Genomic DNA, 14,957 nt, shown 5'->3' with positions numbered 1-14,957 from the left:
TCAACAGCTGTTTAGCCTCTGCTTATAGGCAGGGCTACCACGAGCCGGGCCGCACCAACCGTGGGTTCACCAGGAACCTGAAAGGATCGCGCATGTTTGAAAATCTTACCGAACGTCTATCGCTGACGCTGCGCCATGTTACTGGCAAGGCCAAGTTGAATGAAGACAACATCAAGGATACGTTGCGCGAAGTGCGTATGGCGTTGCTCGAAGCCGACGTCGCCTTGCCGGTGGTCAAAGACTTCGTTAACAAGGTCAGAGACCGCGCTGTCGGCACCGAAGTCTCGCGCAGCCTGACACCGGGTCAGGCGTTCGTGAAGATCGTTCAGGCCGAACTTGAAGCGTTGATGGGTGCGGCCAACGAAGATCTGGTGCTCAACGTTACGCCGCCCGCTGTCGTGTTGATGGCCGGTCTGCAGGGTGCGGGTAAAACCACCACGGCCGCCAAGCTCGCGCGCTTCCTGAAAGAGCGCAGAAAGAAAAGCGTCATGGTGGTGTCAGTCGACGTTTATCGTCCTGCCGCCATCAAACAGCTGGAAACCCTGGCTAACGAAGTCGGCGTTACCTTTTTCGCCTCCGATATCAGCCAGAAGCCAGTCGATATCGCCCTGGCAGCGATTAAAGAAGCCACGCTTAAATTCATCGACGTCGTTATTGTCGATACCGCCGGCCGCTTGCACATCGATGTCGAGATGATGGGCGAGATTCAGGCCTTGCACGCGGCAGTCAAGCCGGCCGAAACCCTGTTCGTGGTTGACGCCATGACCGGTCAGGATGCCGCCAATACCGCCAAGGCTTTCGGCGACGCGCTGCCATTGACCGGTGTAATTCTAACCAAGGTCGACGGTGATGCACGCGGTGGTGCTGCCCTGTCGGTTCGGGCCATCACTGGCAAACCGATCAAGTTCATCGGCATGGGCGAAAAGAGCGACGCGCTCGAACCGTTCCACCCGGACCGTATTGCGTCGCGCATCCTTGGTATGGGCGATGTGCTCAGTCTGATCGAGCAAGCCGAGCAGGGCCTCGACAAAGAAAAAGCCGACAAGCTCGCGCAAAAACTGAAGAAGGGTAAGGGCTTCGACCTCGAAGACTTCCGCGACCAGCTGCAACAGATGAAAAACATGGGCGGCCTCGGCGGTCTCATGGACAAACTGCCAAGCATCGGCGGCATGAACGTGGCTCAAATGGGCAACGCTCAAGGCGCGGCTGAGAAGCAGTTCAAGCAGATGGAAGCCATCATCAACTCGATGACTCCGGCCGAGCGTCGTGACCCGGACTTGATCAGCGGCTCGCGCAAGCGTCGGATCTCTTTGGGTTCAGGTACTCAGGTGCAGGACATCGGGCGCCTGATCAAGCAGCACAAACAAATGCAGAAAATGATGAAAAAGTTCTCTGCAAAAGGCGGCATGGCAAAAATGATGCGCGGAATGGGCGGAATGATGCCCGGCCGCACCGGCCCGAAAATGTAATTGCAGCACCCCTCACTGGGAGGTTCGCCTCCAGTAATTCCGCTTCTGGCGGGATTGAAATGCCGCTGTTTACAGCGGCTCCATAGCAGATCTCAGTGGCATGCCGGCAGGCGCCTGAAAAAGACATTTGCAAAAGTGCGGATATTCCTTAGAATATGCGGCCTTTCGGGCACCTATGCCCGTTGTGCATCTTAGATTTGCAGCACGACTACAGGAACGATGCTTATATGCTTACCATCCGTCTTGCCCTTGGCGGCTCCAAAAAGCGCCCGTTTTACCATTTGACCGTGACCGACAGCCGCAACCCGCGCGACGGTTCACACAAAGAACAAGTTGGTTTCTTTAACCCGGTTGCTCGTGGTCAAGAAATCCGCCTGTCTGTGAACAACGAACGCGTTGCCTACTGGCTGAGCGTTGGTGCACAACCTTCTGAGCGTGTTGCTCAGTTGTTGAAGGACAATGCTAAGGCTGCGGCCTGAGCAATATGAACGCGACGCCAACCATTGCAGATGATTTGATCGTTATCGGCAAGATCTACTCTATTCACGGCGTTCGCGGCGAAGTGAAGGTTTTTTCCTTTACTGATCCAATTGGTAACCTCCTGGATTACAAACACCTCACGCTTCGGCGCGACGGTGAAGTACGACAGGTAGAGCTGGTCAGTGGACGCTTGCAAAACAAGTTTCTGGTGGCAAAGATCAAAGGTCTCGATGACCGTGAAGAAGCTCGTCTTCTGGCCGGTTTTGAAATCTGCGTTCCGCGTAACCTGTTCCCTGATCTGACCGACGGCGAGTACTACTGGTACCAGCTTGAAGGTCTCCAGGTCATCGACCAACTCGGGCAATTGCTCGGGAAGATTGATCACCTGCTGGAAACCGGCTCGAATGATGTAATGGTGGTCAAGCCTTGTGCAGGCAGCCTGGATGATCGCGAACGCTTGTTGCCCTATACAGAGCAATGCGTGTTGGCAGTCGACCTTGGTGCCGGCGAGATGAAGGTGGATTGGGATGCGGACTTCTAAGCGAAATGGCTAGCCTGCGCGTAGAAGTGATCAGTCTGTTCCCCGAGATGTTTTCCGCCATCAGCGACTACGGCATTACCAGCCGTGCGGTGAAACAAGGGCTGCTACAGCTGACTTGTTGGAATCCGCGGGACTACACCACTGATCGTCACCACACTGTTGATGATCGCCCTTTTGGCGGTGGTCCGGGCATGGTGATGAAGATCAAGCCTCTGGAAGATGCTCTGGTTCAGGCCAGGCAGGCAGCAGGGGACGCGGCGAAGGTTATTTACCTGTCGCCACAAGGCCGTCAGCTGACTCAGTCGGCGGTACGCGAACTGGCGCAAGGGGAGGCTTTTATCCTCATCGCAGGTCGTTATGAAGGCATTGACGAGCGTTTTATTGAAGCTCATGTCGATGAAGAGTGGTCGATTGGCGACTATGTACTTTCCGGTGGCGAGCTGCCGGCGATGGTCCTGATAGATGCGGTTACGCGGCTGCTGCCTGGAGCTTTAGGGCATGCGGACTCTGCGGAGGAAGATTCCTTCACAGATGGTCTGCTGGATTGCCCGCACTACACCCGACCGGAGGTGTATGCGGATCAGCGTGTTCCCGACGTGTTGCTAAGTGGCAATCACGCACATATCCGGCGTTGGCGTTTACAGCAGTCCCTTGGGCGGACCTATGAACGACGACCCGATCTTCTGGAAAGCCGCTCGCTTTCTGGAGAAGAGAAAAAGCTGCTGGCGGAATATATTCGCGAGCGGGACGATAGTTAACGTATCGATGGTAGATCTTGATGATCTGCCTTAGGAGCACAGCATGACTAACAAAATCATTCTGCAACTCGAAGCTGAGCAGATGACTAAAGAGATCCCTCCCTTTGCCCCGGGCGACACTGTTGTCGTTCAGGTGAAAGTGAAGGAAGGCGACCGTTCGCGTCTGCAAGCGTTCGAAGGCGTAGTAATTGCCAAGCGTAACCGTGGTGTGAACAGTGCTTTCACTGTTCGTAAAATCTCCAACGGTGTTGGCGTTGAGCGTACTTTCCAGACCTACAGCCCGCAAATCGACAGCATGGCAGTGAAACGTCGCGGTGACGTTCGCAAAGCCAAACTGTACTACCTGCGTGACCTGTCCGGTAAAGCAGCTCGCATCAAAGAAAAACTGTCCTGATTTCAGTTTTTTCCGATGTGAAAAAAGCAGCCTAAGGGCTGCTTTTTTGTGGGCTGAATAAAAGTTTCTGTAGGAGCCAACTTGTTGGCGAGAGGGCTTGATGTGTTCTGCCAGACTCACCGCCTCGCCAACAAGTTGGCTCCTACACAGGGATCGTCCTGCGCTCTCTTTTGTGAAAAACTCCCTCTATTCCTTTTTTTGCAGAAATCGCTCACCTATGCCCGCCATCGACCACCCTTTGATCGACCGTTTTCTAGATGCCTTATGGTTGGAAAAAGGCCTGTCGGATAATACTCGTGATGCGTATCGCAGCGACTTGGCTTTGTTCAATGGTTGGCTCCAGGAACAAGGCATTGAGCTTGATCAGGCCGGTCGTGAGCTGATTCTGGATCACCTGGCATGGCGCCTGGAAAAAACCTATAAGCCGCGCTCGACGGCGCGCTTTCTGTCAGGTGTTCGAGGGTTCTATCGGTATTTATTGCGCGAAAAGCTGATCCATGTCGATCCGACGTTGCAAGTCGACATGCCGCAATTGGGCAGGCCGTTGCCAAAATCCTTGTCTGAAGCCGACGTCGAGGCGTTGCTGGCCGCGCCTGACTTAAGCGAAGTCATCGGTCAGCGTGACCGCGCCATGCTCGAAGTGCTTTACGCCTGTGGCTTGCGAGTCACTGAATTGATCAGCTTGACCCTTGAACAAGTGAACCTACGTCAGGGTGTATTGCGGGTGATGGGCAAGGGCAGCAAGGAGCGCTTGGTGCCGATGGGGGAGGAGGCTATCGTCTGGATCGAACGCTACATGCGTGATGCTCGATCTGAGTTGCTGAACGGACGCCCAAGCGATGTGCTGTTCCCCAGCCTGCGCGGTGAGCAAATGACCCGGCAGACGTTTTGGCACCGGATCAAGCACCACGCCATGGTCGCAGGCATCAGCAAATCGCTGTCGCCGCACACGTTGCGCCATGCGTTCGCCACGCATTTGCTCAATCACGGCGCCGACCTGCGCGTGGTCCAGATGTTGTTGGGACACAGTGATTTATCCACTACGCAAATCTACACCCATGTGGCCCGCGCACGGTTGCAAGAACTGCACGCCAAACACCATCCGCGAGGGTAAAGCGCAGGTGTTTTTCCGACCGGTCCTACATCAGCCGAAGTCGGCCTCGCAGCCCTTATGTGATAGGCTTTGCCGGTTAGCAAATTGGGCATTACTAAAACGCCTTCGGTCCTGCGCGATCGCCGTTATTAGCACCCCATAGACCATCGCCCAAGGAGATCCCATGCGCGTGCCCCAGATTTTCGCCGCCGCTGCTATTGTGTTGGCCAGTTCGTTAAGTATGTTTGCCCAGGCTGACGATGCCGCTGATAAAGCCATCCGCAAAACCCTCGACACGCTGAAGCTCGACGTGCCGATCGACAGCATTGCGGCCAGCCCGCTGAATGATCTGTACGAAGTGAAACTCCAAGGCGGCCGCGTCCTGTATGCCAGCGCTGATGGTCAGTTTGTGATGCAGGGTTACTTGTTCCAGATGCAAGACGGCAAGCCGGTCAACCTGACCGAGAAGGCCGAGCGTCTGGCTATTTCAAAAACGATCAATGGTATTCCTGCCGCTGAGATGGTGGTTTACCCCGCCATCGGTGAAACCAAGTCGCACATCACCGTGTTCACCGACACCACCTGCCCTTATTGCCACAAGTTGCATGCCGAAGTGCCGGAACTGAATCGTCTGGGCATCGAAGTTCGCTACCTGGCGTTCCCTCGCCAAGGTTTGGGTTCTCCTGGCGACGAGCAGCTGCAAGCAGTCTGGTGTTCCAAGGATAAGAAAAGCGCCATGGACCGTATGGTCGCCGGCAAGAATATCGATGCGCCTAAATGCGCCAACCCTGTGCCGAAACAATACGCCATGGGCCAGTCGATTGGCGTGAACGGTACGCCAGCCATTGTGCTGGCAGACGGTCAGGTCATTCCGGGTTATCAGCCAGCCCCGCAAGTGGCCAAGTTGGCGTTGAGCGCCCAATAATCCTGCCTGGCAGGGTTAGCCTCTGACGAACAAAGGCGCGCGGTATCAACCGCCGCTTCATTAATAGAGCCACCTCGTAGCGGGTGGCGGTTTTCACGGCCGGCCTTGCGTCGGCCGTTTTATGGGGAGTTCAGAGTGAAACCGGTCAAAGTAGGCATCTGTGGACTAGGTACTGTCGGTGCGGGCACGTTTAATGTGCTTCAACGTAACGCTGAGGAAATCGCTCGCCGTGCCGGGCGTGGCATTGAAGTCGCGCAAATTGGTATGCGTCGGCCAAACCCCAAATGCCACATTGCTGATACCCCTACGACCGCTGATGTTTTCGCTGTGGCGACTAACCCTGAAATCGACATCGTTATCGAGCTGATCGGCGGCTACACCGTTGCTCGCGAACTGGTGCTCAAAGCCATTGAAAACGGCAAGCACGTTGTGACCGCCAACAAAGCGTTGATCGCTGTCCACGGTAACGAAATTTTCGCCAAAGCCCGGGAAATGGGCGTGATCGTTGCGTTCGAAGCTGCAGTGGCTGGCGGTATTCCGGTGATCAAGGCGATTCGTGAAGGGCTTGCCGCCAACCGTATCAATTGGGTGGCCGGGATCATTAACGGTACCGGTAACTTTATCCTCACCGAAATGCGTGAGAAGGGCCGGACCTTTCCAGACGTGCTGGCACAAGCCCAGGCACTGGGCTACGCCGAAGCCGATCCGACCTTCGACGTTGAAGGCATCGATGCTGCGCACAAACTGACCATTCTTGCGTCCATTGCTTTCGGTATTCCGTTGCAGTTCGACAAGGCTTACACCGAAGGCATCACCAAGCTGACCACGGCGGACGTGAACTACGCCGAAGCGCTGGGTTATCGTATCAAGCACTTGGGCGTGGCACGCAGCACCGCCGCCGGTATCGAGTTGCGGGTGCACCCGACGCTAATCCCTGCTGACCGTCTGATCGCTAACGTCAATGGCGTGATGAACGCCGTGATGGTCAATGGCGATGCTGCGGGTTCGACCTTGTTCTACGGCGCCGGCGCCGGCATGGAGCCTACCGCTTCATCAGTGATCGCTGATCTGGTGGACGTGGTTCGCGCCATGACCTCCGACCCGGAGAACCGCGTGCCGCACCTGGCTTTCCAGCCAGACTCGTTGTCCGCGCATCCGATTCTGCCGATCGAAGCCTGTGAAAGCGCCTATTACCTGCGCATACAGGCCAAGGATCACCCTGGCGTCCTGGCGCAGGTGGCGAGCATCCTGTCGGAACGCGGGATCAACATCGAATCGATCATGCAGAAGGAAGTCGAAGAACACGACGGCCTGGTGCCGATGATTCTGTTGACCCACAGCGTGCTGGAGCAACGGATGAACGATGCCATCGAAGCACTGGAAGCCTTGCAGGACGTCGTTGGACCGGTCGTTCGTATTCGCGTCGAACATTTGAACTGAGGCAGCGATCAGAGACAAGCTTCAAGCTTTAAGCTTCAAGTAAAAGCAAATCAACATCGCGGCAAGTTTCACGCCGCAAGCTGCAAGTAGAAGCCCTGCCGCTTTTAACTTGCAGCTTGTAGCTTAAAGCTTGCAGCTCCAACCGAAGGTTGCCCCCATGCGCTACATCAGTACCCGCGGCCAAGCGCCCGCGCTGAATTTCGAAGACGTGTTGCTCACGGGTCTCGCCAGCGATGGCGGCCTGTATGTGCCGGAAAACTTGCCGCGTTTCACCCACGAAGAGATCGCGTCCTGGGCGGGCCTGCCATATCACGAGCTGGCTTTTCGGGTGATGCGCCCGTTCGTCACCGGCAGTATTCCGGATGCCGATTTCAAAAAAATCCTCGAAGAAACCTATTCGTCGGGCGAAAACGGTGTGTTTGCCCACAGCGGTATTGCGCCTTTGCGCCCGCTGAACGGCAACGAGTGGGTGCTTGAGTTGTTCCACGGTCCGACCCTGGCATTCAAGGACTTTGCTCTGCAATTGCTCGGGCGTTTGCTCGACTACGTGCTGGCCAAGCGTGGCGAGCGGGTAGTGATTCTTGGTGCGACTTCCGGCGATACCGGCTCGGCGGCGATCGAAGGTTGCCGTCGTTGCGACAACGTCGACATTTTCATCCTGCATCCGAACAACCGGGTATCTGAAGTTCAGCGTCGGCAGATGACCACCATTGCGGGCGAGAACATTCACAACATCGCCGTCGAAGGCAACTTCGATGACTGCCAGGAAATGGTCAAGGCCAGCTTCGCCGACCAGGACTTCCTGAAGGGGACGCGCCTGGTTGCGGTCAACTCGATCAATTGGGCGCGGATAATGGCCCAGATCGTCTACTACTTTCACGCAGCCCTGCAGCTTGGCGGTCCGGCGCGGTCGGTGGCGTTCTCGGTGCCAACCGGTAACTTCGGCGATATTTTTGCGGGTTATCTGGCGCGCAACATGGGCTTGCCGATCAGCCAATTGATCGTCGCCACTAACCGCAATGACATCCTGCACCGCTTCATGAGCGGCAACCAGTACACCAAGGAAACACTGCACGCGACCTTGTCGCCGTCCATGGACATCATGGTTTCGTCGAACTTTGAACGCTTGCTGTTCGATATGCACGGACGTAACGGCGCAGCCATCGCGGGCTTAATGGAAACGTTCAAGCAGAGCGGCGCTTTCAGTGTCGATGCCGAGCGCTGGACCGAAACGCGCAAGCTGTTCGATTCGCTGGCAGTCAGCGATGAAGAAACCTGTGAAACCATCGCCGAGGTGTTCGCAAGCACAGGCGAAGTGCTTGATCCGCACACGGCGATCGGTGTCAAAGCTGCCCGCGATTGTCGTCGCAGTCTGGACATCCCGATGGTGATTCTGGGGACCGCACATCCGGTTAAATTCCCGGAAGCAGTCGATAAAGCCGGTGTAGGAAAAGCGCTTGAGCTACCTGCACATTTATCTGATTTGTTTGAGCGTGACGAAAAGTGCACTGTCCTGCCAAACGACTTGAAAGCCATCCAGGCCTTTGTCAGCCAGCATGGGAATCGCGGAAAACCGCTTTAACGGTATCGTCGTGTAACAACATAAGGCCCGCCATTTGGCGGGCTTTCTCATTTCCGCGTGCCACACTCGTGAGGTATTGGATCCATATGGAATGGAATAGCGGTGAAGGAAGTCAACATGCACCATACGAGTGTCCCTATAAAAAGCGTTTTTCACACAGCCCTGCTGCTGTTGCTGTTATGTATAAGTCAGATGGTGTTCGCCGCCAATAGCCTACCGTTCAGACTCGTCCCTCCCTTTGTCAGCCTGACGCCGCTGCCCCTCAATCCACCAGACCGGCAATGGCTGGATCAACGCCAGAAGTTGCGTGTTGGCATCTCGATCGCCGACTACGAGCCGATCGACATCACCAGCGATCGCAATCGTTATCAAGGCATCAGTGCTGATTACCTGAGTCTGATCGGCAGTAAGCTCTCGGTGCCCATTGAGGTCGTGGGTTTCGCCCAGCGCAATGAAGCTGTTGAGGCGTTACGCAACGGCACTGTCGATATTCTTACAACGGCCAATGGCTTTGAGCGTGGGGAAAAGGCGCTGGCGTTTTCTGTTGATTACCTTCCGGACCGCTCCGTTATCGTTGGGCGCGGCAAAGACGCAACCCTGCCATCAGGGTTGAAAGGCAAGAAAATCGTCCTGCTCGATGGTTACGCCGATGCCGAGGTGGTTCATCGGGTCTATCCAGGCAGCGAGGTGATTCTCGCTCCCAACCTGTTTAGCGCCCTTGAAGCTCTGAACCAGGGCGAGGTCGATGCTTTTATTGGCAACGAAGTCATCGTGCGTGCCTACATGGCGCTGCGGCCCTACATGGGGCTGCAGATCAAGTCCGAAAGTGCGTTGCCGCCCATAGGATTTTCATTCGCTGCTCGTTCGCAAGACGGTGCTCTGGTGGCGATGATCAACCTCGCGCTCGCGAGCATCGATGACTCGGTTCGGCGTGAAGTGCTTGGGCGCTGGACAACGGGCCTGGGATCGGACGTTGCCCGCCAGCGCATCAAGGTGAGTACTGCCGAACAAGGCTGGGTTCGCAAGCACCCGCAAGTCACTGTCGTGTCGGGGCAACACCCGCCATACCTCTACAAAGACTCAAACGACCATTGGGTCGGCCTGAACGTGGACATGCTGGAGCGGATTTCACGCATGACGGGTTTGAAGTTCGTGCATAAAGAAGTGACCTCCACCGAGGAAAGCATCAAGTTGCTGCGAAGCGGCCAGGCTGATATGAGCACGACCTTGGCTGAAAACAACGAACGCGAACGCTTTCTCGATTTCACGTACTCGTTTGGAGGCAGCAGTTGGGTGTTTGTCTCGCGTGAGAGCGAAACGTCTCCTGTCAGCCTCAAAACCTTATCCGGGCGCACCCTCGCGCTGCCTGCCAGGCATGCGCTGGAGGACTATGTTCGTCGAAACTACCCGGACATTCGCATCCTGTCGGTCGACACCTACGAACAAGCTCGGAGGATGGTTAAAGACGGTCAGGCGGATGCCACGATCCAAAGCGAGGCCGGGGCTAATCTGCCTCCGCTCGACGCGCTAAAGGTCGGCCGTAACGTTGAAGGCCAGTGGTCATCCGATCGTTTTTCAGTGGTACAGAGTGAGCCCGAACTGCTCAGTATTTTGAATAAGGCGCTGGAAGAGTTTCCGGTGGCGGAGATGCGCGCTATTCGCTTGAAATGGTTGGGCTCGGTGGCCGTGCAGCCACCGGTTTGGCAGCGTATTCCGGGTTGGGTCTACTGGGCCGTCGCCGTGGCACTGATAATCGGCCTGATCTCCCTGGTCTGGAGCGGCCGCTTGAAAGTGCAGATCCAGCAGCGGCTCAAGGCAGAGGAGCAACTCAGTGATCAGTTGGCATTCAAGCGGGCCTTGCTCGATGGCATTCCCAATCCGATCTACGTCCGCGACCTCGGCGGATGTTTGATTTCGTGCAACCGCAGCTATGAGGAAAGTTTTGGTATCAGCTTCGAGCAAATGAGCGGGCGACGCCTGATTGATATTGAGCTAATACCGCGCATGAGCGCCGAACAGATGCACGGCGACTACCTGAAATTGCTGGAAAGCCAGCAGCCGGTGTTTGCTGATCGGCGGATGGAATTGTTCGGACGCTTGATCGATGCGTACCAATGGACCGTGCCGTTCTACCGTGCTGACGGTCAGTTGCAGGGTTTGTTGGGTGGCTGGATTGATATCACCGAGCGCAAACGGCTGGAAGCCCAGCTCACCGAAGCTCGGCAATTGGCAGAGCAGGCCAATGAAGCCAAAAGTGCATTTCTGACAACCATGAGTCATGAGATCCGCACGCCGATGGGGGCGATCATCGGTTTGCTCGAACTCGAACGAGAGGCGACATTGCTGCGCGGCGAAACACCTTCTCAAGGTCTGGAGGTTGCCTATCGGTCCGCAGGAGAGCTGATTGAGCTGATCGGTGACAGTTTGGACCTGAGCAAAATTGAAGCTGGCAGCATGCAGCTGGCATTAGCAGTGACCTCGTTGCGGCCGTTTTTCGATGGCATTTGTCGGCTGTTCAAAGCCAGCGCGTGTGACAAGGGGCTCGATGTGCGGTTGGCATTTTCCGAACAGGCCGAGGGAGATTGTTGGCTCGACCCTCTGCGTTTGAGGCAGGTCATGCATAACCTACTGAGCAATGCCTTGAAGTTCACCCAAGAAGGCTCAGTCGTGGTCAGTGTCAACACATCGGGTGTGTCCCAGCGGCCCTGTCTGCTGATCAGCGTCAAAGACAGCGGTGTGGGGATCGACGCCGCGCGGCAATCTCAGTTGTTTCAGCCATTCGCCCAAGCCGCTGACGATACGGCTGCCAAATACGGCGGCTCCGGCCTCGGTTTGAGTATCTGCAAGCAACTGGTTGAATTAATGGGCGGCCACGTCAGTCTTGAAAGCTCGCTGGGGGTGGGTACCTGCGTGACGGTCGAGCTGCCCTTGGTTCGAGTCATTAAAACCCACGATCAGGCCGCCACCGCCGATGAACTTCGCGCCATCAGCCGCTCGACTCGGGTGCTGGTGGTTGATGACTTGTCTGCGAACCGTCTGGTACTGACACAGCAGTTGAGATTTCTCGGTCATGAGGTGGTGTCCACCGGCGATGCGCAAGCGGCCCTGACACTATGGCGAGACGAAGCATTCGATGCGGTCTTCACCGACTGCAACATGCCGGGAATGAGTGGTTATGCGTTTGCTGAACGCATTCGACAGATTGAGGTGGAGGAGCAACTTCAGCCCTGTCCGATCATTGGCTATACCGCCAACGCCATGAGTGGCGAGCGTGAACGCTGTGAGCAGGCAGGCATGAGTCAACTGTTAATCAAGCCCGTGCCCCTCAACCGGCTGGCACAGGTGCTTGCCGATATTGCGCCGATGCAGTCTTTTGATATTGATACGCTGCGCAGAATGACCCAAGCCAACGCGGCACAAATGCAGCACCTGCTATCAGAGCTTTGGAAAAACTTGCAGCAGGAGGTTGAGGTCTTTGCGCCCGCCATTGTTACGCAGGATTGGAAAGCGCTGAGTGCCTCACTGCACCGTTTGAAGGGTGTGGCATGCCTGATTGACGCCGTTCCGCTGGCCAAGGCGTGCGCCAGTCTCGACAGCAGCGTGGGCGAGCAAAACGGCACGGCGCTCGCCTCGCAATGGCAAACATTAAGTGGGGCCATCGACCAGTTGCGCACGGATATCCAACGCCACTTGGCGCCTCCAGTTTAGGACGCGTCTTATTGGGGACAGATGTCTTGGACTTTAAAGTACAGAGACTGTTGGCTAAAACTGCTCCGATCCGGGAGGCGAAACCGTGCGCTCACTTAACGTTTTGATACTTGAAGACAATGCATTTCAACTCATGGCGCTGCATCAGATGTTCAACGCCAATCAGGTGTTCAATGTCATGACCGCCCACAGCGTCGCTGATGCGCGGCAATCATTGGCTAATCGCGGTGATGTCGATATTGCTATCTGTGATTTGCAAATGGAGGGTCCGGACGGGCTCGAGATGATTCGATACCTCGCCGAAGGTCAGCGGGCCCGGGCGATCATCATCCTCAGCAGCAGCGACAGAAGCGTGCTCGACGGCGCCGCCTATCTGGCGCGACAGCAGGGCATGTGGGTGTTGGGCTGTGTGCAAAAGCCGGCGTCTGCCTTGGTGATTCGTGAGTTGTTGGAGGCTTATTGCGCCGGTCGGCCGGATCTCGAACAGCGCCCCTTGTTGGCTGATTGCGCAGTGTTTTCGTTGGAAGAGCTTCACCCGCTGGCGCCCGGACAGCGCATGGACGAAGCGGACATTACCGAGCAGTGGATTGCCCATTACCAACCCAAAGTCAGCATTGGTGGTGATTTACTCGGCGTCGAAGCGTTAGCTCGCTGGCAGCATCCTCGTCACGGTTTATTGTCACCGGGCGGCTTCATGGCCGCTGTTGAGGATGCCGGGTTAATCGTGCCGCTGACTTGGCGCATGCTCGAGTTAGCGTTGAAATTATCGTCCGAGGTGATGCAGGCAAGTGGCAGCGCGTTACCGGTTGCGGTGAATATTGTTCCGGAAATGTTCAATGAAGAAGACTTCGTAGAGGGCGTCGGGGCGCTCCTTGCGCGATTTGAACTGCCAGCAAACGTCCTGACCCTTGAAGTCATCGAGCGCTCGGCGCTGCAAACCACCACCGCGCAACTGGAAGGTTTGCTGCGTTTGCGCATGCGTGGCTGCACATTGTCGATCGATGATTTCGGCACAGGCGCATCGAATATTCAGCGCCTGCTGCAATTGCCCTTTTCCGAGTTGAAGATTCCGGCCGAATTCGTCCGAGGCATGGCCGACGATGCCCGCAAAGCCGCCGTGGTGGCGGGTGCCTGGGTGATGGCGCGTGAGATGGAAATGCAGGTGGTGGTAGAAGGCGTGGAGACCGCTTGTGACTATGAGGCGGTCAAGGCGTTGGGCCAGCCGTCTGTGCAGGGGTATTTAATTGCCAAACCGATGAGCGAGACCGACCTGTTGAGCTGGATGGCAGCGCGTTCCAACGTTGGTCTCAGGTCAGCCCATGCTCCTGCAAATAAATAAACAAGCCAGCATCATTACTCAGCCCTAATTTACGCATGGCGCTGACTTTCTGTGCGCTTACGGTTTTATTGCTGCGGCTTAGTTGCGCGGCAATCTCCCCCACAGAACGACCGGCGCCCAGCAGACGGAGCACTTCGGACTCCTTGGGGGAGAGATGTTCATGAGCGATCAACGTCTCTGAACCATAATCACCGGCCTCAAGCAGTTTTCTGGCCACTGAATCCGCTATGTACTGCTTGCCTTGATGGAGGCATTCAATCGCCGCCGGCAACTCACCCGCCAGGCTGGCTTTACTCAACAGCGCCGTAACACCTAACGCCAGAATCGAACGAAACAGCCCCGCATTGTTGAGCATGGTGACGACGACGATGGGCAGCTGTGGGTAATCGCGGCGAACTCGCTCCAGCAATCGCAACCCGTCGTTTTGCACATCAACGGGCATCATGAAATCAGTCACCAGCACATCGCAGGGGTGGTTTTTCAGGGCCTCGGCAAGCGCCGATGGAGAGCCAGCCTCGGCGATTACAGTGGCATTGCTGTGTTGCTCAAGCACAACCCTTAGCCCGATCAGGAAAATAGGGTGGTCGTCGGCCAGAATGACGCGCAACGGTTTAGCAGTAGCGGCGTTCAAAATCAGGTTCCTTCAAGCGGGACAATTGCCGTTGTTTTTTTTCTGTCATCTTAGGCAGGCATGCTCTGGCGTCTGGTTGCGCCAACCACCTCGGTCAGGCGAGAAGAACTTTCTCATCAGGCGGAGGGTCATTAATAAGTACCTTGCATTCAATCTGCCAAGTGGTGACTAGATGGAAAATATCAGCTTACTGCTAAGTGAAGCCCTGACACCTTATCAGGCAACCTTGGGCCCGGTGGGCGCTAATGGTGAACGGGTCGTCACTTTGAGGAATGCGGCGGGCGCGATTGTGATCGAACGCATGCTCTGCGTCGCGCAGCTGCGTGATAAGCGCCAGCTCACTGATGTGGTGGATGGTTTTCACCGAGACCTGTTGATCGCCGAGGGCCGAATTGAACCTTGCGTCATTGCAGCCATGCGCCATGCGACTCACACCCAAGTGTTTACCTCATTCCAGGCTTTTAATTGATTGCTCGGGAACCTTTCTCGCATTCGGTGCTCTGATTAATTACAGCAGCTCAAGCATTGTGCTCCGGTGATTGGCGTCTGCTGTACTGGTCCTGAGGGACCACGGTTTGCCCCGAGTAAGTACCCCAC

The 14,957-nt window shown here is 56.1% G+C and carries 13 protein-coding genes; 12 read left to right on the top strand and 1 reads right to left on the bottom strand.

The window, feature by feature from the left end; all coding sequences use genetic code 11:
- Positions 1-92: 92 nt before the first annotated feature.
- The 11 genes from ffh (at position 93) to RHM59_RS10530 (ending at position 13,729) form a co-directional block, all read left to right on the top strand.
- Positions 93-1,469: a signal recognition particle protein gene (gene ffh / locus RHM59_RS10580; protein WP_322168004.1), complete on the top strand. Its 1,377-nt coding sequence runs from the start codon at positions 93-95 to the stop codon at positions 1,467-1,469.
- Between the two features lie 227 nt (positions 1,470-1,696).
- Positions 1,697-1,948, top strand: a complete 252-nt coding sequence (gene rpsP / locus RHM59_RS10575; protein WP_297846527.1) for a 30S ribosomal protein S16 — start codon at positions 1,697-1,699, stop codon at positions 1,946-1,948.
- Positions 1,949-1,953: 5 nt separating this feature from the next.
- Complete coding sequence (rimM, locus tag RHM59_RS10570) at positions 1,954-2,490, top strand: ribosome maturation factor RimM (protein ID WP_322168005.1); 537 nt, start codon at positions 1,954-1,956, stop codon at positions 2,488-2,490.
- A 5-nt stretch (positions 2,491-2,495) separates the two neighbouring features.
- Positions 2,496-3,248 (top strand): tRNA (guanosine(37)-N1)-methyltransferase TrmD, encoded by a 753-nt coding sequence (gene trmD / locus RHM59_RS10565; RefSeq protein ID WP_322168006.1) that lies wholly within the window; start codon positions 2,496-2,498, stop codon positions 3,246-3,248.
- Positions 3,249-3,291: 43 nt separating this feature from the next.
- Positions 3,292-3,642 carry a 50S ribosomal protein L19 gene (gene rplS / locus RHM59_RS10560; protein WP_296248607.1) on the top strand — a complete coding sequence of 117 codons (351 nt, stop codon included), beginning with the start codon at positions 3,292-3,294 and terminating at the stop codon, positions 3,640-3,642.
- 217 nt (positions 3,643-3,859) lie between these two features.
- Complete coding sequence (xerD, locus tag RHM59_RS10555; protein ID WP_322286524.1) at positions 3,860-4,756, top strand: site-specific tyrosine recombinase XerD; 897 nt, start codon at positions 3,860-3,862, stop codon at positions 4,754-4,756.
- 163 nt (positions 4,757-4,919) lie between these two features.
- Positions 4,920-5,660 (top strand): bifunctional protein-disulfide isomerase/oxidoreductase DsbC, encoded by a 741-nt coding sequence (dsbC, locus tag RHM59_RS10550; RefSeq protein ID WP_322168008.1) that lies wholly within the window; start codon positions 4,920-4,922, stop codon positions 5,658-5,660.
- Between the two features lie 135 nt (positions 5,661-5,795).
- Positions 5,796-7,100: a homoserine dehydrogenase gene (locus tag RHM59_RS10545; RefSeq protein ID WP_322168009.1), complete on the top strand. Its 1,305-nt coding sequence runs from the start codon at positions 5,796-5,798 to the stop codon at positions 7,098-7,100.
- 157 nt (positions 7,101-7,257) lie between these two features.
- The gene (gene thrC / locus RHM59_RS10540; protein ID WP_322168010.1) at positions 7,258-8,682 is read left to right on the top strand and encodes a threonine synthase; all 1,425 of its coding nucleotides are present in this window, start codon (positions 7,258-7,260) and stop codon (positions 8,680-8,682) included.
- A 117-nt stretch (positions 8,683-8,799) separates the two neighbouring features.
- The gene (locus RHM59_RS10535) at positions 8,800-12,390 is read left to right on the top strand and encodes an ATP-binding protein (protein WP_416195067.1); all 3,591 of its coding nucleotides are present in this window, start codon (positions 8,800-8,802) and stop codon (positions 12,388-12,390) included.
- Positions 12,391-12,475: 85 nt separating this feature from the next.
- Positions 12,476-13,729, top strand: a complete 1,254-nt coding sequence (locus RHM59_RS10530) for an EAL domain-containing response regulator (RefSeq protein ID WP_322168011.1) — start codon at positions 12,476-12,478, stop codon at positions 13,727-13,729.
- Here the strand turns inward: RHM59_RS10530 and RHM59_RS10525 are convergent.
- The gene (locus tag RHM59_RS10525) at positions 13,698-14,360 is read right to left on the bottom strand and encodes a response regulator transcription factor (RefSeq protein WP_322168012.1); all 663 of its coding nucleotides are present in this window, start codon (positions 14,358-14,360) and stop codon (positions 13,698-13,700) included. The genes RHM59_RS10530 and RHM59_RS10525 overlap by 32 nt on opposite strands.
- Positions 14,361-14,532: 172 nt before the next feature.
- Between RHM59_RS10525 and RHM59_RS10520 the strand changes: the two genes are divergently transcribed.
- Positions 14,533-14,829 (top strand): DUF3509 domain-containing protein, encoded by a 297-nt coding sequence (locus RHM59_RS10520; RefSeq protein ID WP_322168013.1) that lies wholly within the window; start codon positions 14,533-14,535, stop codon positions 14,827-14,829.
- Positions 14,830-14,957: the final 128 nt, after the last annotated feature.

Source organism: Pseudomonas sp. MH10, from assembly GCF_034353045.1.
Taxonomy (GTDB): Bacteria; Pseudomonadota; Gammaproteobacteria; order Pseudomonadales; family Pseudomonadaceae; genus Aquipseudomonas.
Note: the sequence above shows the minus strand (reverse complement) of the source record. Positions and strands in the feature narration are given on the sequence as shown.